This window comes from Microbacterium sp. PRF11 (genome assembly GCF_031844085.1).
Classification (GTDB): Bacteria; Actinomycetota; Actinomycetes; order Actinomycetales; family Microbacteriaceae; genus Microbacterium.
The window spans coordinates 589,535-609,916 of sequence record NZ_JAUZUP010000002.1; the positions used below are offsets into that span (position 1 = coordinate 589,535).

The 20,382-nt window shown below is 72.2% G+C and carries 16 protein-coding genes; 10 read left to right on the forward strand and 6 right to left on the reverse strand.

The features are described from left to right. Positions 1-296 precede the first annotated feature (296 nt). From Q9R20_RS08320 to Q9R20_RS08350, 7 genes are all read left to right on the forward strand, one after another. A complete protein-coding gene (locus Q9R20_RS08320) occupies positions 297-1,145 on the forward strand; it encodes an alpha/beta fold hydrolase (RefSeq protein WP_311248895.1) in 849 nt (282 codons plus the stop codon). Positions 1,146-1,507: 362 nt separating this feature from the next. Then, positions 1,508-2,704 (forward strand): inositol-3-phosphate synthase, encoded by a 1,197-nt coding sequence (locus Q9R20_RS08325; protein ID WP_311248896.1) that lies wholly within the window; start codon positions 1,508-1,510, stop codon positions 2,702-2,704. After that, complete coding sequence (locus tag Q9R20_RS08330) at positions 2,701-3,567, forward strand: SCO3242 family prenyltransferase (RefSeq protein ID WP_311248897.1); 867 nt, start codon at positions 2,701-2,703, stop codon at positions 3,565-3,567. Before Q9R20_RS08325 ends, Q9R20_RS08330 begins: the two co-directional genes overlap by 4 nt. After that, a complete protein-coding gene (locus tag Q9R20_RS08335) occupies positions 3,564-5,291 on the forward strand; it encodes an EboA domain-containing protein (RefSeq protein WP_311248898.1) in 1,728 nt (575 codons plus the stop codon). Before Q9R20_RS08330 ends, Q9R20_RS08335 begins: the two co-directional genes overlap by 4 nt. A 1-nt stretch (position 5,292) precedes the next feature. Further along, complete coding sequence (locus tag Q9R20_RS08340; protein ID WP_311248899.1) at positions 5,293-6,177, forward strand: TatD family hydrolase; 885 nt, start codon at positions 5,293-5,295, stop codon at positions 6,175-6,177. Beyond that, positions 6,174-7,460 carry a metabolite traffic protein EboE gene (eboE, locus tag Q9R20_RS08345; RefSeq protein WP_311248900.1) on the forward strand — a complete coding sequence of 429 codons (1,287 nt, stop codon included), beginning with the start codon at positions 6,174-6,176 and terminating at the stop codon, positions 7,458-7,460. The genes Q9R20_RS08340 and eboE overlap by 4 nt, the downstream gene beginning before the upstream one ends. Further along, complete coding sequence (locus Q9R20_RS08350) at positions 7,457-8,839, forward strand: alkaline phosphatase family protein (protein WP_311248901.1); 1,383 nt, start codon at positions 7,457-7,459, stop codon at positions 8,837-8,839. Before eboE ends, Q9R20_RS08350 begins: the two co-directional genes overlap by 4 nt. A gap of 156 nt (positions 8,840-8,995) precedes the next feature. On the opposite strand, the gene Q9R20_RS08355 is transcribed toward Q9R20_RS08350, so the two are convergent. The 3 genes from Q9R20_RS08355 to Q9R20_RS08365 all read right to left on the reverse strand — a co-directional run bounded on the left by Q9R20_RS08355 (position 8,996) and on the right by Q9R20_RS08365 (position 12,358). Continuing rightward, positions 8,996-10,000: a sugar phosphate isomerase/epimerase family protein gene (locus tag Q9R20_RS08355; protein WP_311248902.1), complete on the reverse strand. Its 1,005-nt coding sequence runs from the start codon at positions 9,998-10,000 to the stop codon at positions 8,996-8,998. A 23-nt stretch (positions 10,001-10,023) separates the two neighbouring features. Continuing rightward, entirely contained in the window at positions 10,024-11,214 is a 1,191-nt protein-coding gene (locus Q9R20_RS08360) for a Gfo/Idh/MocA family oxidoreductase (RefSeq protein ID WP_311248991.1), read from the reverse strand. A gap of 94 nt (positions 11,215-11,308) precedes the next feature. Next, the gene (locus Q9R20_RS08365) at positions 11,309-12,358 is read right to left on the reverse strand and encodes a substrate-binding domain-containing protein (RefSeq protein ID WP_311248903.1); all 1,050 of its coding nucleotides are present in this window, start codon (positions 12,356-12,358) and stop codon (positions 11,309-11,311) included. Positions 12,359-12,573: 215 nt separating this feature from the next. Between Q9R20_RS08365 and Q9R20_RS08370 the strand changes: the two genes are divergently transcribed. The 3 genes from Q9R20_RS08370 (at position 12,574) to Q9R20_RS08380 (ending at position 16,472) form a co-directional block, all read left to right on the forward strand. Beyond that, positions 12,574-14,145: a sugar ABC transporter ATP-binding protein gene (locus Q9R20_RS08370; RefSeq protein ID WP_396653671.1), complete on the forward strand. Its 1,572-nt coding sequence runs from the start codon at positions 12,574-12,576 to the stop codon at positions 14,143-14,145. After that, positions 14,142-15,191 carry an ABC transporter permease gene (locus Q9R20_RS08375; protein WP_396653672.1) on the forward strand — a complete coding sequence of 350 codons (1,050 nt, stop codon included), beginning with the start codon at positions 14,142-14,144 and terminating at the stop codon, positions 15,189-15,191. Before Q9R20_RS08370 ends, Q9R20_RS08375 begins: the two co-directional genes overlap by 4 nt. A gap of 99 nt (positions 15,192-15,290) precedes the next feature. After that, a complete protein-coding gene (locus tag Q9R20_RS08380) occupies positions 15,291-16,472 on the forward strand; it encodes an ROK family transcriptional regulator (protein ID WP_311248905.1) in 1,182 nt (393 codons plus the stop codon). Positions 16,473-16,788: 316 nt separating this feature from the next. Here Q9R20_RS08380 and Q9R20_RS08385 read toward each other — a convergent pair whose 3' ends face one another. The 3 genes from Q9R20_RS08385 to Q9R20_RS08395 all read right to left on the reverse strand — a co-directional run bounded on the left by Q9R20_RS08385 (position 16,789) and on the right by Q9R20_RS08395 (position 20,378). After that, positions 16,789-17,985 carry a DUF916 domain-containing protein gene (locus Q9R20_RS08385; RefSeq protein WP_311248906.1) on the reverse strand — a complete coding sequence of 399 codons (1,197 nt, stop codon included), beginning with the start codon at positions 17,983-17,985 and terminating at the stop codon, positions 16,789-16,791. Positions 17,986-18,060: 75 nt separating this feature from the next. After that, positions 18,061-19,332, reverse strand: coding sequence for a hypothetical protein (locus Q9R20_RS08390; RefSeq protein ID WP_311248907.1), 1,272 nt, complete (start codon positions 19,330-19,332; stop codon positions 18,061-18,063). 17 nt (positions 19,333-19,349) lie between these two features. Beyond that, positions 19,350-20,378, reverse strand: a complete 1,029-nt coding sequence (locus tag Q9R20_RS08395) for a TIM barrel protein (RefSeq protein ID WP_311248908.1) — start codon at positions 20,376-20,378, stop codon at positions 19,350-19,352. Between the last annotated feature and the right edge of the window lie 4 nt (positions 20,379-20,382).

Sequence of the window (20,382 nt, forward strand, 5' to 3'; positions counted from 1 at the left end):
CGCTCGCTTCACCTGAGGGCACACGGTCCCGGAACGCTTGCCCCGCCCCGACATCGGTGCCGCGCCCTGACCTCATCCCACCCCGCCGCTCCCCTGACCTCACCCCACTCGACGCCGCCCCCATGGAAGCGCCCCACTCGACGCCGACCGTCCTGAACTGGCCCCACTCGACGCCCCCTGAACTCGCCCCACCCAACCGCGCCCCACCTAACCGCGCCCCACCCAACCGCGCCCACCCCAAGCCCGCCCCACCCAACCCCGCTCCCACGCCGGCCCCGCCCCCTAAACTCACCCCCATGCCCGAGTTCGTCGACGCCTACGGCATCCCGATCGTGTACGACGTCTACGACGCGGAGCGTCCCCGCGCGGTCGTGCAGCTCCTGCATGGCGTGGGCGAGCATGCCGGGCGTTACGGTGCGCTCATCGATGCCCTCGTGGCCGCGGGCTACATGGTCTACGCCGACGATCACCGGGGCCACGGCCGCACCGGTCTGCGCCAGTGGGCCGGCGATCACGGCAAGCTCGGTCGCCTGGGGCCGGGCGGACTCGGTGCCGCCCGCGATGCCGTCTGGACCCTTACGCAACGCATCGAGGAAGAGCACGGCGATCTCCCCCTTGTGCTGCTCGGTCATTCTTGGGGCTCGTTCCTCGCGCAGATGCTGCTGGATCGGCATCCGGAATCCTTCGACGCCGTCGTCCTGAGCGGATCGGCGCTCAGGGTCCCCGGTTCGTTGAACGCCGGAGATCTCAACGCCCCGTGGAAGCACCTCCGGGGCTCGGGGATGGAGTGGCTGTCGAGCGACGAGCAGGTGGGCCGGGATTTCGTGGCCGATCCGCTGACCGTCTCCACGCCGCTCGCGCGCCTGTTCGGTCCGATCGAGACGGCGAAGCTCCTCGGCCGGCCCCGGCGTGATCTCGGGCGCGACGTCCCTCTGCTGCTCATGGTCGGACGTGACGACACCGTGGGCGGCCCCCGCAGCGTGCACAAGCTGGCGGACGCCTACACGCGTCGCTCCGGACTGACCGACGTCACGACCGTCGTGTACCCGGGCGCCCGGCATGAGATCTTCGCCGAGCGCGCGCAGGCGCAGGTGCGGGCTGATCTGCTGGCCTGGCTCGATCAGCGGATGCCGCCGCGCGCCTGATCCGCGGAACTTCGAGTCCCGCGCGCCCCGCGCCCGCCGCAGCGACCTGCGATCGCGCCGCCGGCCCTGACCCTCTGAGCCCCGGCCCCGCGCGCTCCTTGACTGCCGCCCCGGCGGCCAGCGCGACCACGCCGAGCGGGCGACGCATATTGCACCTCATTGCGACATCTTTTGGTTGCCTTTCCGCAAAAGCCTCACTATCGTCGAAAAGCACCAGGACACCTCGACGACGAGCCCCCCGAACCACACGAGCCGCTCTCCATCCCCCACCGGAGCGCCTCACCACGACAGCTCCCGCGCCGCGGAGCTGCGCCGTCGCGCGTCCCGGTCCTCGATGTCCCTCAACGAAGAACGGACCCCTTGTGAACACCACGGACACCCGCCGCACCGCCGACGTCGGCGCCTGGTTCATCGGCGCTCGCGGCTCCCTCGCGACGACGGCGACGCTCGGCATCCACGCTCTGGCCGCAGGCGCCGCCTCCCCGGTGGGTCTCACCACCGAGACCGACGCGGTGAAGGTCGACGAGTTCCCCGCGATCGCCGACATCGTCGTCGGCGGGCACGACATCTCGACCACCCCGCTCGAGGAGCGCGCGCGGCAGCTCGCCGCCGGTGGCATGTTCCCGGCGGCCCTCGTCGACGCGGTCGCCGATCGCCTGCGCGAGACCGAGCAGAACCTCCGTACCGTCCCCACGACGACGACCCAGCAGGAGGAGATCGACCTGCTCGCGGCCGACATCGTCGACTTCCGCGAGCGCCACGACCTTCGCGAGGTGGTCGTGATCGACGTCTCGTCCACCGAGCCCCTGCCGCCGTACCACCCCGGCTTCGAGGACGAGGAGGTGCTGCAGACGGCCCTCACCACGCCGGGCGTGCGGGTCCTCCCGCCGAGCTCTCGTGCGGCACTCGCCGCCATCGCCGCCGGTGCCGCGTACGCGGCGTTCACGCCCTCGGCATCCCTGAACCTCCCCGTGCTGCGCGAGCGCGCCGAGCGTGCGGGCATCGCGTACGCCGGGCAGGACGGCAAGACCGGGGAGACGCTGCTGCGGACGGTCCTCGCTCCGATGTTCACGGCCCGCGGGTTCCGCGTGCAGTCCTGGGCCGGTACGAACCTGCTCGGTGGCGGCGACGGCGCGACCCTGGCCGACCCCGAGGCGATGCGCTCGAAGCTCGTGTCGAAGAACCGCGGCCTGCACGCCCTGGTCGGCGACGACGTCGTGACCCCGCTGCACATCGACAACGTCCCCGACCTCGGCGACGTCAAAACGGCCTGGGATCACGTCAGCGCGACGGGCTTCCTCGGCAGCCGCGTGACGCTGCAGACCACGTGGAGCGCGTACGACTCCGCCCTCGCGGCCCCCCTGGTCATCGACCTCGTCCGCGCCCTCTCGCTCGCGACCCGCGCCGGCCACGCCGGTGTCGTCACCGCGCTCGGCTGCTTCTTCAAGGACCCGTGGGGCAGCGACATCCACGGCTTCGGGGAACAGACCGCCCACTTCGTCTCGTGGGTGCACGAGACCGCCGCCGCCGTCGCGGCAGCTCGGGTCGCCGCACCGTGACCCGGGTCGCGGACTACCTCGACCTCGTCCGCGCCCCCGCCTCGCTCACCGTCCTCGGCGACGCTGTCGTCGGGGCGCTGAGTGCGCGCGGACCGGGCGTGGACGCCCCCGTCCGCGTCGGCGCCCTCGCGGTCTCCTCGGTCTGCCTGTACAGCGCCGGCATGGCCCTGAACGACTGGGCGGATGCCGACCTCGACGCGCTCGAACGCCCCGAACGCCCCATCCCCTCGGGGCGGATCAGCCGTGACCGTGCCCTCGCGGTCGGCGCGGGACTCACCGCTCTGGGCGTCGGCTCGGCCTTCGTCGCCGGTCGCTCCTCGGGCCTGGTCGCGATCGCTCTGGCCGGGGCGCTGTGGGCCTACGACACCGTGTTCAAGCCGACGGCGGCCGGCCCGGTGGTCATGGCCGTGTGCCGCGGTCTCGACGTGATGATGGGCGCGGCGGGCCCGGGGTGGCGCTCCGCCCTGATTCCCGCGGGCGCCGTCGCCGCGCACACCGTGGCGGTCACCGCGATCTCGCGCGGCGAGGTCGACGGCTCCACCGAGACCACCGGCCGCGCCGCCGTGGCCGCGAGCGTCGCCGTCGCGGCATCCGGTCTGCTCGGTCAGGGGAACCGCCCCGCCGCGCTCCTCGGGGGAGCGCGCTACCTCGCCGCGGTCCTGCCGGGGCAGCTGGCGGTGGCACGTCGGCCCGGGGCGACCGAGGCGCGGGACGCGACCCGCGCCGGGATCCGTGCGGTCGTTCCCCTGCAGTCGGCTCTCGCCGCGCGGGCCGGCTCGCCGGTCGCCACCGCCGCCCTGCTGGGTGTCGAAACCCTCGGCCGCCTCCTCGGCCGCCGCCGATCGACGGGAGACATCACATGAGCTGGACCTGGGGCTACGGCACGAACGGCTTCACCGATCATCCGCTGCCCGCCGCCCTCGACGTGCTGCAGCACCACGGGTACGGTGCGGTCGCGCTGACCCTCGGCCACCCGCACCTCGACCCCTTCGCCGCCGACTGGCGCGCGCAGACCGAGGCGCTCGCCGCGGATCTGCACCGCCGCGGCCTGCGCGTGGTCGTCGAGACGGGTGCCCGCTACCTCCTCGACCCCCTGCGCAAGCACCGGCCGACCCTCGTGGACCGCGAGGCCGGGCCGCGCCTGGCGTTCCTGCGCCGAGCCGTCGAGATCGCCGCGATCCTCGACGCCGACTGCGTCTCCCTGTGGAGCGGCGTCGTGCCCGACGACGTCCCGGTCGATCAGGCCCGTGTGCTGCTCGAGGAGCGTCTGCTCGAGCTCACCGCCTTCGCGTCCGCCGCGGGCGTCACCCTCGCCCTCGAGCCCGAGCCCGGGATGCTCGTCGAGACCGTCGCCGACGCCCTCGCGCTCCGCGCCCGTCTCGGCCACCCCGCGAACCTGGGCCTCACCGTCGACCTCGGGCACTGCGTGGTGGTCGAACCCGAGGGAGTGGTCGGGGCGCTGCGGGCGGCGGGCCCCCTGCTGCGAAACGTCCAGGCCGACGACATGCTGCCCGGGGCCCACGAGCACCTGCCGTTCGGGGAGGGAGAGCTCGACCTGGATGCCGCCCTCCAGGCCCTGCGCGACCTCGAGTACGCCGGAGTGATCGCGGTCGAACTGCCGCGCCACGCCCACGCGGCCCCGGAACTGGCCCGCGCGAGCATGGCGGCGCTGGTGGCGGCGGCGGAGCGCATCGCGCCCGCGGGGATTGCGGCGGGAGGGGAATCGGCCGGGGGAGGAGCCCCGGCCCTCGCAGAGTCCTCCGCTGCTCGAATCCCCTCCCCTCCGGGACCGGCCGCGGCTGTGCGGACGGTCGCCGCACCGGCCGCGGCGGGAGGGGAATCGGCCGGGGGAGGAGCCCCGGCCCCCGCGGCGTCCTCCGTTCCCGGCATCCCCTCCCTTCCCGTACCGCCCGCGCCGGCACCGCCCGCACCGACCGCGGCGGGACCCGCCGCACCGCCTGCAACCCCCGCACACCCCTGGACCATCCACGCCGTCGAGCAGGTGCGGACGGATGCCACCCGCGCGGCGCGCCTGTTCGCCGCGGCGGGACGCGAGGTGGGCCGCGAACCCCTCGGTGACGAGCCCTTCGCGCCGACCGCCGACGATGCCGCGCGCGCCGCGATCATCGCGGCCCTGGCCGACAGCGGCGCCGACCCCGCCGTGGCGGTCGCGCTCTACCGCCGCGGCGACGACGCCGAGCGGCGGGGCGTGCTGCGCGGGCTCGACGCGATCGTCGCTGTGTCGCCGGACTGGCGCGACGCCGGTCTCGAGCTGATCGCCGACGCGCTCCGCGCGAACGACACCCGGCTCGTCGCCGCCGCCCTCGGGTCGTTCGCCGCGGAGCACCTCGACGACCACGCGTGGCGCCACGGGGTGTTGAAGTGCGTGTTCCTCGGCATCCCTCTCTCGGTCGTCTCGGGTCTCGAGGCCCGTGTCGACGACGAGCTCGCCGCGATGGCCGAGCGCTTCGCCGCCGAGCGTCGCGCCGCGGGCCGACCCGTGCCTGAGGACCTCGCGCTCATCGCCCCCGCGGCAGAACCCGTCCCCGACGACCTCACCCTCCTCCGTGCTCGTGAAAGGGCCTGACATGCGCATCTTCGACCCCCATATCCACATGTCGGCGCGTACCACCGACGACTACGAGGCCATGTACGACGCGGGTGTCCGTGCCCTGGTGGAGCCGGCGTTCTGGCTCGGTCAGCCGCGCACGAGCGTGGGGTCGTTCCTCGACTACTTCGACGCCCTGATCGGGTGGGAGAGGTTCCGGGCTGCGCAGTTCGGCATCCGCCACCACTGCACGATCGCGCTGAACCCCAAAGAGGCGAACGACGCGCGCTGCCGCGAGGTGATGGCGGAACTGCCGCACTACCTCGCCAAGGACGGCGTGGTGGCGGTCGGCGAGACCGGGTACGACTCGATGACGCCCGAGGAGGACGAGATCCTCCGGCAGCACCTCGCCCTCGGCATCGAGTTCGAGCTCCCCGTCCTCGTCCACACCCCGCACCGCGACAAGACCGTGGGCACGCAGCGCACCCTCGACGTCGTGGCCGAGTCCGGCATCCCGATCGAGCATGTGCTCGTCGACCACCTCAACGAGACCTGCGTCGACGCCGTCGCCGACAGCGGCGCCTGGATGGGCTTCTCCATCTACCCCGACACGAAGATGGACGAGCACCGCGTCGTCGCGATCATGCAGCGCATCGGCCTCGACCGCGTGATCGTCAACTCCGCCGCCGACTGGGGGCGCTCCGACCCGCTCAAGACGGCGAAGACGGGCCTCGCCATGCTCGACGCCGGCTTCAGCGACGACGACGTCGATCGCATCCTCTGGCGCAACCCCCGCGACTTCTACGCCCAGAGCGGCCGGGTGAACACCGATCCGATCGAGGGCTTCGCCCCCGCGAGCCAGGGTCCCGAGCTGTTCGCGGGCAACTCGGTGCTGCGCGGCATGGCGTCGCGCCAGGGGGCGTGAGGGTGGAGCTGTCGTACTGCACCAACGTCCACCCCGCCGAAGACCTCCCCGGTATCCTCCGACAGCTCGACGAGCACGCGGGCCCGATCCGGCGGGCGGCGGGCCTCGACCGCCTCGGCGTCGGATTGTGGATGCCGGTGGGCGTGGCATCCGCCCTCGCCGACGACCCGCGCGCCCGGGCGGTCCTCGCCGCTGCCCTCGAGCGCAACGGCCTCGAGCTGCGCACCGTCAACGCGTTCCCGTACCGCGGGTTCCACGACGACGTCGTCAAGCTGGCGGTCTACCGCCCCGACTGGACCACGCCCGAGCGCCTGGAGTACACCCTCGACTGCGCGCGGGCCCTTGCGGGCCTGCTGCCCGACGGCGCCGAGGGGAGCATCTCGACGCTGCCGCTCGGGTGGAGAGCGGGGTGGGATGCCGCGGCCGACCGCGCCGCGGAACAGCACCTCTCCCGGCTGGTCGAGGGCCTCGCCGCTCTCGAGCGCGAGACCGGCCGCACCGTGCGCGTCGCGATCGAGCCCGAGCCCGGCTGCATCCTCGACGACGTCGCCGACGTGGTGGCCTGGCTCGGCGCCCGCCCCGAGTTGACGGCCGAGGGACGCCTCGGGCTCTGCCTCGACACGTGCCACCTCGCGGTGTCGTTCGCCGACCCCGCCGGAGCCGTCTCGGCCGCGACCGCCGTCGGCATCCGGATCGTCAAGGTGCAGGCCTCGGTGGCCCTCGAGGTGCCCGACCCCGCCGACCCCCGCACGGCCGCGGCGCTCCGCCCCTTCGCCGAGGAACGCTACGTGCACCAGGTGCGCGAGGCAGGGCGCATGCGACGGGCCGATGACCTGGCCGAGGTGCTCGACGCCATCGAGCCGTGGCCGAGCGACCGCCCCTGGCGTGTGCACGTCCACATCCCCCTGCACGCCCGGCCCGCTGCCCCGCTCCGCGCCACGACCGAGGTGCTCGTCGCGGCCGTCGACGCCGTCCGCGCCGCGCCCCACGGCGACGCGGCGCACCTCGACGTCGAGACCTACACGTGGTCGGTGCTGCCCGACAGCCTGCAGCCCGAGACGCTCGTCGACGGCATCGCCGCGGAACTGCGCTGGGTGCACGCACACCTCCCGCACGCGCTCGCCGGGGTCCCGGCATCCGCGGCCCCGTCCGAGATCACCCGATCCGCACGAAATCACACCGTCGCGGAGGCCCGGACCGTGTCGTCTCGAACGGATCGTGTGCTCTCGACCCCGCCGACCGACCGACGACCGATCACGAACGAGGAAAGGAGCCGCGCATGAGCAAGGTTCTGCTGCTGGACATCGTGGGGCTCACCCCGCGCGCGCTCGCCGCGATGCCCCGGCTCACCGCCCTCGGCCGCGCCGGGGGACAGGTGGGGCTCGACACGATCCTCCCGGCCGTCACGTGCAGCGTGCAGTCGACGATGCTGACCGGCACGATGCCGCGCGAGCACGGGATCGTCGGCAACGGCTGGCACTTCCGCGGCCTCGGCGATCCGCTGCTGTGGCGTCAGCACAACAGACTCGTCGCGGGGGAGAAGGTGTGGGAGACGGCGCGGCGCTCGCGGCCCGAGCTGCGCACCGCCAACCTCGGCTGGTGGTTCGCGATGGGGGCGACCACCGACGTCACCGTCACGCCGCGCCCGATCTATCACGCCGACGGGCGCAAGAGCCCCGACGCCTACGTCCGCCCGGCGACCCTGCACGACCAGCTGGTCGGGGCGCTCGGCGAGTTTCCCCTGTTCCAGTACTGGGGCCCGACCGCGACGATCCAGAGCAGCGCGTGGCTCGCCGAGGCGACCCGCGGCGTGATCACCGAGCGGTGGGGGCCGGCGCCCGACCTGGCGATGGCTTATCTGCCGCACCTCGACTACGACCTGCAGCGCTTCGGTCCGAACGGTCCCGAGGCCGACCGCGCCGCCCGCGAGCTCGACGACGCGATCGCGCCGCTGCTCGATGACGCCGCCGACCGCGGGTACACGGTGGTCGCGGTGTCGGAGTACGGCATCGAGCAGGCGTCCCGCCCCGTCGACGTCAACCGGGCGCTGCGCCGCGAGGGGCTGCTCGAGGTCTACGTGCAGGACGGCCGCGAGCAGCTCGACCCGTGGACCTCCCGCGCCTTCGCCGTCGCCGACCACCAGGTGGCCCACGTCTACATCCCGGATGCCGCCGACCTCCCCCGCGTCACGGCGCTGCTGCGCGGACTCGATGGCGTCGACGAGGTGCTCGATCGCGAGGCGCAGGCGCGGTACGGCCTGGACCACGAACGCTCCGGCGAACTCGTGGTCGTGGCCGAGCCCGGGGCGTGGTTCACCTACTACTTCTGGCTCGACGACGAGCGGGCGCCCGAGTACGCCCGGGGCGTCGACATCCACCGCAAGCCCGGATACGACCCCGCGGAGCTGTTCTTCGACCCCGCCGACCGCCTCGCGAAGGCCAAGGCCGGCGCGAACCTCGTCAAGAAGAAGCTCGGCCTGCGCTATGCCATGAGCACGGTGCCGCTCGACCCTTCGTGCGTGCGCGGGACGCACGGGCGCCTGTCGTCGTCGCGCCGCGACGGGCCGATGCTCCTCACCGGCGACGCCGGCCTGCTGCCCGACGCCGAGTCCCTGCCCGCCGCGGGCGTGCGCGACCTCGTGCTGCGGGGGCTGGGCGTCTGACGCCCCGCCGCCCCCCAAAGGTCGAGCGTCCAGGACACGCCGTCCCGCCCGGGCGCGATGCGGCGTGTCCTGGACACTCGACGAGGGAACGGCACGCGGAAGGGCCGGATGCCCTGGCATCCGGCCCTCCCGTGGCTCGCTTCCGCAGCCCCCCGGTTACCGCTGGCTGAACGCCGCGTCGAACGCCGCCCCCGACGGCTCGTACGACGACAGCTTCCGCACGAATCCGAGCGCCTCGGGCGCTCCGACCAGGCGGTCCATGCCGGCGTCCTCCCACTCGACCGACAGCGGACCGTCGTAGCCGATCGCGTTCAGCATGCGGAACGCGTCCTCCCACGGCACGTCGCCGTGGCCGGTCGAGATGAAGTCCCAGCCGCGGCGCGGATCGGCCCACGGCAGGTGCGACGACAGGCGGCCGTTGCGCCCGTTCGTCAGGCGCTTCTTCGTGTCCTTGCAGTGGACGTGGAAGATCTTGTCCTGGAAGTCCCAGAGGAACGCGACCGGATCGATGTCCTGCCACACCATGTGCGAGGGGTCCCAGTTCAGCCCGAACGCCTCGCGGTGGCCGATCGCCTCGAGCGCGCGCTGGGTGGTCCAGTAGTCGTACGCGATCTCAGAGGGGTGCACCTCGTGCGCGAAGCGCACGCCGACCTCGTCGAACACGTCGAGGATCGGGTTCCAGCGGTCCGCGAAGTCCTGGTAGCCGGCATCCACCATCTGCTCGGTGGCGGGCGGGAACATCGCGACGTACTTCCAGATGCTCGACCCGGTGAAGCCGGTCACCGTCTTCACGCCCAGCTTGGCCGCGAGCCGTGCGGTGTTCTTCAGCTCCTCCGCGGCGCGCTGACGCACGCCCTCGGGGTCGCCGTCGCCCCACACCCGGTCCGAGACGATGTCGCGGTGGCGCTGGTCGATGGGGTCGTCGCAGACGACCTGTCCCTTCAGGTGGTTCGAGATCGTCCACACCTTCAGCCCGTTGCGTTCGAGAACGTCGAGCTTGCCCTGCACGTAGGCCTCGTCGTCCCAGCGCCACGGGTCGAGGTGGTCTCCCCAGCAGGCGATCTCGAGGCCGTCGTAGCCCCACTCGCCGGCGAGGCGGGCCACCTCCTCGAAGGGGAGGTCGGCCCACTGGCCGGTGAACAGCGTGATCGGTCGCGTCATCGCGCGGCTCCTTTCGGGTCGGTTCAGGATGCCGCGAGCACGGCGCCCGCGGTCGAGGACACGGCGGGAGAGGTCTCGACGCCCGTCCAGGCACCGTCGGCCGCGGAGCTGCGCTCGACGGCGTCGAGCACCTCCTGCACGTGCAGGCCGTCGGCGAACGACGGTCGCGGGTCGGTGCCCGCGGCGACGGACTCGACGAAGTCCTTCGCCTGGTGCGAGAAGCCGTGCTCGTAGCCGAGCATGTGGCCGGTCGGCCACCACGCCCCCACGTAGGGGTGCTCGGGCTCCGTCACGAGGATGCGGCGGAAGCCCTGCTCGGTCGCAGGCAGGGTGGCGTCGTAGAACTGCAGTTCGTTGGGGCTCTCGAGGTCGAACGAGAGCGAGCCGAGGGAGCCCGCGACCTCGATGCGCAGGGCGTTCTTGCGGCCCAGGCGGAAACGTGAGGCCTCGAACGAGGCGAGCGCGCCGTTCTCGAGACGGCCGGTGAACAGGGCGAGGTCGTCTACGGTGACGGCTCCGCGATCGGTGCCCGCGGAGCCGGACAGGCCGGCGGAGGAAGCGAGCACGGGGCGCTCGGCGACGATGGTCTCGAGGATCCCGGCGACGCGGGTGAGCCGCTGCCCGGTGAGGTATTCGGTGAGGTCGACGGCGTGGGCGCCGATGTCGCCGAGGGCGCCGGAGCCGGCGCGGTCCTTCTGCAGGCGCCACGTCAGCGGGGCCTCGGCGTCGCTGAGCCAGTCCTGGAGGTACTCGGCGCGCACCTGGCGGATCTCGCCGAGGCGGCCGGCGGCGATGAGGTCGCGGGCGAACGTGGTCGCGGGCAGGCGCCGGTACGTGAAGCCCACCATCGAGCGCACTCCGCTCTCGGCGGCGGATGCCGCGGCCTCGGCCATGCGGCGCGCTTCGGCGGCGGTGTTGGCGAGCGGCTTCTCGCACAGCACGTGCTTGCCGGCGGCGAGGGCGGCGATGGCGATCTCGGCGTGCGAGTCGCCGGGGGTGACGATGTCGACGACGTCGATGTCGTCGCGCTCGAGCACCTCGCGCCAGTCGGTGGAGGTCTGCGTCCAGCCCCAGGTGTCGGCCGCCGCCCGCGTACGGTCGGCGTCGCGTCCGACGAGGACGCTCATCTCGGGGGCGAGGGGGAGGTCGAAGAAGCGGGGGGCCACGCGCCATCCCTGGGAATGCGCGGCGCCCATGAATCCCGCGCCGATCATGGCGATACGGAGGGGCTGGGTCACGATGGAACTTCTTTCCGGGGGTTGTGGGGAGCGGGGCGCCCGCGCGTCGTGCGCGGGCGCCCCGGGCCGATCAGGACTCGAACGCGAGGTCGATGAAGGACGCGACGTTGTCCTTCGTCACGACGGGGGCGTCGAGAACGATGCGGTTGGGAACGCTGGGCGTGATGAGGTCGCCCGCGGTCTTGCCCTGAGCGATCAAGCGGGCCAGCGCGATGCCGTCGGCCGCCTGCGTCGACGGGTAGATGACCGTGGCCTTCAGGGGCGAGTCGTCGGCCTGGATGGCCTCCATGGCGTTCCGGCTGCCGGCGCCGCCGACCATGATGAACTCGTCGCGACCCGACGCGGTGACGGCGGCGAGGACGCCGATGCCCTGGTCGTCGTCGTGGTTCCAGATGGCGTCGATCTTCGGGTTGGCCGACAGCAGCTGCGAGGTGGCCGACTCGCCGCCCTGCACGGTGAAGTCGGCGGCCACGCGGGGGCCGACCTTCAGGCCGCAGTCCGCGAGCGCGTCGGCGAAGCCAGCCGAACGGTCCTGCGTCAGCGGCAGCGAGTCGATGCCGGCGATCTCGCCGACGACGGCGCTGCTGTTGCCCTCGAGCTGTTCGCAGATGTAGGTGCCGGCGCTCACGCCCATGCCGTAGTTGTCGCCGAGCACGGTCGATCGAGCCGCGAACGGGCTGGAGAACTCGCGGTCCACGTTGATGACGGGGATGCCGGCGTTCATCGCCTTGATCGCGACCTCGGTCAGGGCCGCACCGTCGCTGGGCAGGAGCACGATGGCATCCACGCCCTGGTTGATGAAGGTCTCGACCGCGGCGATCTGCGCGTTGACGTCGTTCGTGCCCTCGGCGACCCGCAGGTCGACGTCCGAGAAGCTGTCGGCGGCCGCGAGGGCCCCGGAGTTGATGGCGCCGAGCCAGCCGTGGTCGGCGGCGGGCCCGGAGAAGCCGATGACGACGGTGTCGCCCGCGGCGGCGTTCTCCTCGGTGGTGGTGCCCTGGTCGACGACGTTCTGGCCTTCGTTGGTCGAGCCGGTGCAGCCGGCCAGCAGGCCGACGGATGCGAGCACAGCGAGGCCGGTGAGAGCCAGACGAGAGCGCGATTTCATCTTCGAGCGCATGTTCTTCCTCCTTGAATGTGATGCAGCTGGGGTCATCGCGGCCCCGGGTCATCCGTACGGGAGGGTCCACTCTGACGCGGCTCACGCTAGCAGAAGTGTCGAGCCAGTGGTCAACTTTTGATAACAACCCGCTAAAAGTCGGGATTCCTCGCTGGGGCGCGCCGAATGACGTCGATCGCGACGCCGCCCGCGGTGGGGATGAATGGTCGTCCGGCATGCATTCATGCGGGTCGCGCGACGGCGAGGCGGCGTGTTATGTTCGCCACGTGATCAAAGTTGACCATGCATCGTCATTACTCGATGTCCGCGGCGTAACGAAGTCCTTCGCCGGCGTTCGAGCCCTCCGCGGTGTCGACCTCGAGGTCCGCGCCGGTGAGGTGCACTGCGTCCTCGGTCAGAACGGCGCCGGCAAGTCCACGCTCATCAAGACCCTCGCCGGTGTCCACCGGCCCGACGACGGCGAGATCACCTGGCAGGGAGAGGTGGTCGAGATCGCCGACCCCCAGGCCGCGATCGACTTCGGCATCGCCACCATGTACCAGGAACTCGACGTCGTCGACGGGCTCACCATCGCCGAGAACATCTTCCTCGGCCACGAGCTGGCGCGCGGCGGCTTCACGAAGCGCTCGGAGGCGGCTCGACAGACCACCGAGCTCCTGCGGCGCCTCGGGCACGCCTCGCTCTCGCCCCACACCGAGGTCGGCTCGCTCAGCGCGGCGAACAAGCAGATCGTGAGCATGGCGCGCGCGCTGTCGCACGACACGAAGCTCATCATCATGGACGAGCCCTCGGCCGTCCTCGACAGCGAGGAGGTGAAGAACCTCTTCGCCGTCGTGCGGGAGCTCACCGCCGCCGGCATCGCCGTGGTCTACATCACGCACCGCCTCGAAGAGATCCGCGAGATCGGCGATCGCATCACGGTCCTCAAAGACGGTCGGACCACCGCCGTGGGCCTGTCCGCCGCCGACACCCCCACCGCCGAGCTGATCCGCCTCATGACCGGCCGGGAGGTGACGAACGTCTTCCCCGAGCGCATCCCGGTGGCCGACGACGCTCCCGTCGTCCTCGACGTGAAGGACCTCGCGCTCTCCGGCGTCTTCTCCGATGTGTCGTTCTCGGTGCGCGCCGGCGAGGTCGTGGGCCTGGCCGGACTCGTCGGTTCGGGCCGCTCGGAGATCCTCGAGACCGTCTACGGTGCTCGTCGTGCCACCGGGGGACAGGTGAGCGTGCGCGGACGCGCCCTGCCGCGCGGATCCGTCTTCGCCGCCGTGCGCGCCGGCGTGGGCCTCTCGCCCGAGGAGCGCAAGAGCCAGGGGCTCGTGCTCGACGAGCCGATCTACGTCAACGCCACCCTCGCGTCGATGTCGCGCTTCGCGAAGGGCGGGTTCCTGGACGACGCCTCCGCCCGCCGCGTCGCGGAGGAGCAGATCGACGCCCTCGAACTGCGCCCCGCCGATCCCACCCGCCCGGCGCGCACCCTGTCCGGCGGCAACCAGCAGAAGATCCTCCTCGCCCGCTGGCTCATCCACGGCACGAGCGTGCTGCTGCTCGACGAGCCCACCCGCGGCGTCGACGTGGGCGCCCGCGCCGAGATCTACGCCCTCATCCGCGACCTCGCCGCCGCCGGCAACGCCGTCGTCGTCGTCTCGAGCGAGATCGAAGAAGTGCTCGGTCTCGCCGACGTCGTGCTCGTCGTGGCCGACGGCCGGATCCTGCGCACGCTCCCCTCCCACCAGATCGACGAGCACGGAGTGCTCGACCTCGTCATGAAAGGATCCGCCGCGTGAGCGAGCCGACCACCCCGACCCGTGTGCGCACGGTTCCCGCCGAGACCGGCGTCACGCCGACTCCCGCCTCGACGCCGGCCTGGCGCCGCGCCTTCTCCGGCTCCGCCGGCCGCAACCTCGGACTCGTCGTGGCCCTGCTGGTGATGCTCATCGTGGGCGCCATCACCGCCCCCGGCACCTTCCTCACGGTCGACAACATCTTCGTCATCCTCCGTCAGGCCTCGATCGTGGGCGTCATCGCGGTGGCGATGACGCTCGTCATCATCGCCGGCGGCATCGACCTGTCGGTCGGCTCGGTCACGGGCCTCGCCTCGGTCGTCGGCACGCTCGCGGTCGTGCAGGACCTGGCCGACTCGATGCATTGGGTGGTGTTCGTGCTGCTCGCGCTCGCCGTGGGCGCCGCCGCGGGCCTCATCAACGGCGTCGTGATCGCCTACGGCAACGTGGTCGCGTTCATGGCGACGCTGGCGATGCTCGTCGGAGCGAGAGGGCTCGCCGAGATCCTCGCCGAGCGCCGCACCCTCGTCGTGCAGGACCGCGGCTTCATCACCTTCATGAACGCCGACATCCTCGGCGTGAACATGCTGATCTGGATCTTCCTCGTCGTGGCGATCCTGGGCTGGGTCCTGTTGAACCGCACCACGTTCGGCCGTCGCACGGTCGCCATCGGCGGCAACCGCGAAGCCGCCCGCCTGGCCGGTATCAACGTCAAGCGTCACGTCATGTGGCTGTACGTCCTCGCGGGGCTGGCCTCCGGCATCGCCGGCGTGATGTTCCTCGGACGCACCACGGCCGGAAGCTCCACCAACGGCCTGCTGCTCGAACTCGACGTCATCGCGGCGGTCGTCGTCGGCGGAACGCTGCTGGTCGGCGGTCGCGGCACGATCACCGGGACCGTGTTCGGCGTCCTGATCTTCGCCACCCTCACCAACGTCTTCATCCAGAACAACCTGTCATCTTCGATCCAGGCGGTGGCGAAAGGTGTCATCATCGTGGTCGCGGTGCTTCTGCAGCAGCGCTTCTCCCGTCCGCCTGGACGGGGCTGACGACCCTCATGCCGACGGCGGTTGCGTGATCCGCGCAGCCGCCGTCGGAATGTGGATGGAACACAAGACAACTAATGGTGTACTGAGGGCGTGAAGAGGATGACGACAGATTCCCTGCAGTCGGTCAACGGCGTGAGCCAGTTGTTCCAGCTGCTGCGAGACGGCGTTCCGCGCACGCGCGCCGAGCTGGCGAAGTCCACGGGTCTGGCCCGCTCGACCGTCGCCGTCCGCGTCGACGAGCTCATGCGGATGGGCCTCATCACCCCCGTCGCCGATGCGGTGTCCACCGGCGGCCGCCCGCCGTCGCAGTTCGCGATCAACCCCGCGGCCAAGGTCGTCGTCGCCGTCGACCTGGGTGCTTCGCACGCGACGGTCGCGATCGCCGACCTCACCGGCAAGGTGCTGTCGGAGAAGACCGGCGACATCGACATCGCCCAGGGCCCCGAGCCCGTCCTCACCTGGCTCGTCGAGACGGCATCCGTGCTGCTCTCCGAGTCGGGGCGCTCGACGTCCGACGTCGCCGCGATGGGCATCGGCGTCCCCGGCCCCGTCGAGCACTCCACGGGTCAGCCCGTGAACCCGCCGATCATGCCCGGCTGGGACCGCTTCGACATCCCGGGCTGGATCAACCAGCACGTGCCCGTGCCCGTCCTCGTCGACAACGACGTGAACATCATGGCGCTCGGCGAGCGCAGCGTCGCGTGGCCGTCGGTGGACCACCTCATGTTCGTGAAGGTCGCCACCGGCATCGGCACCGGCATCATCTCCGACGCCCGCCTCCAGCGCGGCGCCCAGGGCATCGCCGGCGACATCGGTCACGTGCAGGTCGCCCGCGGTGCCGACATCCCGTGCCAGTGCGGCAATCGCGGCTGCCTCGAGGCCTTGGCATCCGGTCCCGCGATCGCCCGCGCCCTGCGCGCGCAGGGCATCGACGCGCACACCGGCACCGACGTCGTCGACCTCGTCAAGCGCGGCAACATCGACGCGATCCAGGCCGTACGGCAGGCGGGTCGCGACATCGGCGAGGTGCTCACCACGTGCGTGAGCCTGATGAATCCGTCGGTCATCGCGATCGGCGGGTCGATGGCCCGCGTGGGTGAGCACCTGATCGCGGGCGTCCGCGAGGTCGTCTACACGCGCTCCACGCCGCTGGCCACCGAGTACCTCTCGATCGTGCAGTCGGTCGCGGCGGAGAAGGCCGCCGTGATCGGCGCCAGCATGCTCGCGGTCGAGCACGCTCTCGCTCCCGAGTCGCTGAACGCCGCGTTCCTGCGGGCCTGAGGCCGCCGGAACGGTCCCGACGTCGGCCGCCCGCGCATCGGCGGGGCCATCGAACGACGCGCCGGTTTCCGGATGCCGTGCCATCGGCGTGCCGGCGATCGCTCCGCCGTCGTGCTCGGGGCGGAGGCGCGGCGTGCGCGTGCACACCGGGGCGATCGCCCGGATGCTCCCCCTCGGCGTGCGGTCGGGTTCCCTCCGGCCTGATACGCCCGGCGGAAGGACCCGCCGCACGAAGAACGCCCGCCGTGCCGGAGCACGACGGGCGTCGGGGATCGCCCGCGGCGCGGAGTGTCCCTCTCCGCGCCGCGAGCGGGTCTCAGGGCGCCCGGCGCGAGGCGCGCGTCGGCGTCTCGGGCGACGCACCGTCCGCATCGGCCGCGCCGCCCGCGGGCACGGGCTCGGGTTCGCGCTCGGCGCCGGCGCCCACGGTGGCGTCCACGTCCGCGGCATCCGGCCCCTCGGCGTCCGCCCGTGCGGCGGCGACGGCCGCGGCGATCTCGGCGGCGTGGGCGGCGCGACGGCGACGGCCGGCGACGACGCGCCAGGCGACGAGCAGGGCGACCACGGCGAGGATCGCGAGCGCGGTCCACGGCACGGCGGCGGTGGCGGCGGCGCCCTGTGACACGAGCGGATCGAGGGTCGAGGGCTCGGCGCCGGTGAGCGTGCGCGAGACCACCTGCGAGGTGGCCGTCACGTCGGCGGACAAGAGCACGAGGGGCACGACCCCGGCGACCTCCACCGTGCGCTGCAGCGAGCTGCCCGGGAGCAGTTCGGGGGCGTCGTCGGTCGCGGTCACGCGCGCCCAGCCGAAGGGGCCGCCCAGGGCGACCTCGACGTTCGGGTCCAGTCGCGTGTTGCCGGTGTTGGTGAGGGTGTAGCCGACGGTCGCGGATCCGGTCTCGGCGGGGTTCGCCGTGCCGTGGTAATCGACGACGACGTCGTTCACCGCGAGCGCGGGCGCGAGGTCGCCCTGCACGCGCAGGTGCATCCGCGAGCCGAGGCGGCGCTCGGTCACCGTGCCGTTGTCGGCGGTGACGAGCATGGATGCCACGATGCCCGCGGCGTAGTCGCCGGGAGCGGCCGCGGCGGGGACGGCGACGGTGAAGGGGACCTCGGCGCTCGCGCCGCTGTCGAGGGTGAGCTCGGAGGCTTCGATCGACACCCAGCTGCCGAGGTCGGTGGACTCCGTGCCCCCGGCGAGGATGTCGAGGGCTCCGTCCTCGGTGAGGAAGCCGTCGGCGGCGTAGACGCGCAGCGTGATCGGCTGGGGGCTGCGGTTGGCGACGTACAGGGCGTCGCCGACGGTTCCGCCCGGGGGGAGGTCGTAGGCGTAGTTGGGCCGGTCGCGCCCTTGAGCGGTGTCGGCGGGTTTGACGCTCCACGTCACCGTGGTCTCGCCGGAGGGAGCGGCCGCCGCGGAGGCGGCGACGGGGCTTCCGAGCAGCAGCGCGAGGCCGGCGAGGAGGGACAGGAGCAGTCGGAGCGGTCGGGGGGAGGTCTTCGCCTGGGACATGGGCGCGGCTTTCGTGTGGAAGGGGTCCGCCGGGGCCGCGCTCTCGAGGAGCGCGACCCCGACGGGGTGGAGGGATCAGCTGAGGGCGGTCAGCGTCACGGTCGCGGTGTAGGTGCCGCGGGGGGTCTCGAGCGGGAGCTTGAGATCGAGGTCGGCGCCCACGAGCGAGGAGCCGCGCTCGTGTCCGTCGTTCGCCTGCGCGAGGGTGCGGGCGACCGACAGACCCTGGCCGCTGTCGAAGCCGGAGGGCACGGGAGCGCCGGCGACGGCACCGCCCTGCGTCTCGAGCACCTCGGGGGTCCAGCCGAGGTACTTGCTCGACACCTCCTGGCCGCCGGCGGTGAAGTTCGACACCTGCGCGGTCAGCGACCACCCGGGGTTGCCCGCCCGGGTGTCCTGCACGCGGATCGGCACGATCTCACCGGACGCGGCGTAGTGGTCGAGATTCTCCGTCGCCACCCCCAGGTCGACGAGGCGCGAGGTGCCCTCGATCGACCAGGTGAGCTCGCCCGAGCCCTGGTCGGGCACGGTGACCGCGATCGACTGGTCGCCCGCGGGGGGAGCGGTCGGCGCCTCGCCCGTGTAGTCGCCCGTGGTCGAGCCGGCGCGTACGCCCGCCCCGAACGCGGCGGCGGGGGAGTTGCCGTCGAGCACGAGGGCGCCGTACACCGTGGTGTTGGCGACCCGCAGGTTCGCCGAGTTCCCGGTGAGCGAGAGGCCGCCGCCGATCGAGTTGGCGAAGGCGTCGGATCCGCCGTCGGCGGTGGCGCCGATGAGCACGTCGCGCGAGCTGCCGCTCACGGTGACGTCGCCCTTGACGACGGCTCCGGTCATCGACACGCCCCAGCCCGAGCCGTCGACCGACACGTCGGCCCCGACCGAGGTGCGCACCACGTCGACGTAGTTCGCCTGCTGGGTGAGCAGCGAACCGGAGATCGCGCTGTCCACGACCTCCACGTCGATCCCGCCGGCCTCGACCGAGCCGCCGACCTTCAGGTCGTTGACGTAGAGGAAGCCCACGGTGGTGTCGGCGGAGTAGGCGCTGACGTCGCCGGCGACGCTCGTGCCGTCGAGCGAGACGCCATACGCGTCGGTGGCGACGACGTCGCCGGTGACGGTGACGGAGGTGGCATCGAGCCATCCGCCCGCCTCGACGACGATGTCGCCCTCGACGGTGGCGCCGCCGAGGACGCAGTCGGCGCCCCCGGGGACGACGAGGTTGCCCGAGACGGTCTGGCTGCCCAAGTCGTCGGTGCAGGTGAGGTCGGCCGCGTACGCGGGGACGGCGACGACGCTGCCCCCGATGACGAGCAGTCCGACGGTGGTCAGTTTCGTGATCCTGTTCATCTGTTCTTCCTCGTCGCTCAGCCGCGGAGGGCTGCGATGTTGTCGTAGCTGCGGTCGGCGTTCGCGAGCGAGTCACCGGGGTTGACCGGGACGGTCGAGGCGTTGTCCTGCTCGAACATGCCGAAGCGCTGTCCGCGGTCGCGCAGCTGCGAGAGGAACGCCGTGTAGTCGATGTTCCCGGCGCCGAATTCGACGATGTCGTACCCATTGGGGCTGTTCGGGTTCAGCTTCCCGTCCTTGAGGTGCAGGATCGGGAAGCGGCGGGGGTCGCGCTTGATGTAGTCGATCGGCTCGAACCCGGGGTACAGGTGCTTTCCGACGTGCGCCCAGTAGACGTCCATCTCGAAGAACACCGTCTCGGGGTTCAGGTGCTGCCAGTACAGGTCGTAGACGCGCTCGTTCGTGTCGGTGGTGTACCCCCACTCCTGGGCGTGGTTGTGCAGGTAGAGCTTGATGCCCGCGGCCCGCCCCTTCTCGCCCATCTGGTTCCACGTGCCGATCGCCTGCATCCAGGCGTCCTTGGCGACGGGGCCGCCGTAGCCGCCGGCGATGGGTCCGCCCTGGCCGAGGTGCGGCATGCCCAGCGTGTGGGCGATCTCGAGCTGCTGGTCGATGTTGGCCGGGGTGAGGTTGACGTGCGCACCGGTCGCGCGCAGGCCGTTGTCGTCGAGCAGCTGGCGGATCTGCTGCGGGGTGATCGCGCCGACATTGCCCTGGGTGTAGCCCGCGAACTCGATCTCCGAGTAGCCGATGCGGGCCAGTTCCTCGAACACCGCGCGGAAGCCCAGCGAGCTGACCTTGTCGCGGACGGTGTAGAGCTGGATGCCGATGCGGTTGACGGGGACGAGACGCTTGCCGGCGCTGACCGGGGGAGCGGCTGCCGCAGCGCGCGCGCCGGCGGCGGTGGCCGCCGAGGCTGCGGTGGGCATGGCGGCGGCGCCGATGCCGATCGCGACCGACGAGGCGGCCAGGGCCTTGAGCAGGGTGCGCCGGCTCATGGGGCGATCCGGCACCGTGGGGTGCGCGTGGTCGTGGTGGTGACTCATGACT

Coding starts and splice junctions, on each gene's coding strand:
- Q9R20_RS08320 (WP_311248895.1), top strand. CDS start 297: ATGCCCGAGTTCGTCGACGCCTACGGCATCCCGATCGTGTACGACGTC.
- Q9R20_RS08335 (WP_311248898.1), top strand. CDS start 3,564: ATGAGCTGGACCTGGGGCTACGGCACGAACGGCTTCACCGATCATCCG.
- Q9R20_RS08340 (WP_311248899.1), top strand. CDS start 5,293: ATGCGCATCTTCGACCCCCATATCCACATGTCGGCGCGTACCACCGAC.
- Q9R20_RS08350 (WP_311248901.1), top strand. CDS start 7,457: ATGAGCAAGGTTCTGCTGCTGGACATCGTGGGGCTCACCCCGCGCGCG.
- Q9R20_RS08355 (WP_311248902.1), bottom strand. CDS start 10,000: ATGACGCGACCGATCACGCTGTTCACCGGCCAGTGGGCCGACCTCCCC.
- Q9R20_RS08360 (WP_311248991.1), bottom strand. CDS start 11,214: ATGATCGGCGCGGGATTCATGGGCGCCGCGCATTCCCAGGGATGGCGC.
- Q9R20_RS08365 (WP_311248903.1), bottom strand. CDS start 12,358: ATGCGCTCGAAGATGAAATCGCGCTCTCGTCTGGCTCTCACCGGCCTC.
- Q9R20_RS08370 (WP_396653671.1), top strand. CDS start 12,574: ATGCATTCATGCGGGTCGCGCGACGGCGAGGCGGCGTGTTATGTTCGC.
- Q9R20_RS08380 (WP_311248905.1), top strand. CDS start 15,291: ATGACGACAGATTCCCTGCAGTCGGTCAACGGCGTGAGCCAGTTGTTC.
- Q9R20_RS08385 (WP_311248906.1), bottom strand. CDS start 17,985: ATGTCCCAGGCGAAGACCTCCCCCCGACCGCTCCGACTGCTCCTGTCC.
- Q9R20_RS08390 (WP_311248907.1), bottom strand. CDS start 19,332: ATGAACAGGATCACGAAACTGACCACCGTCGGACTGCTCGTCATCGGG.
- Q9R20_RS08395 (WP_311248908.1), bottom strand. CDS start 20,378: ATGAGTCACCACCACGACCACGCGCACCCCACGGTGCCGGATCGCCCC.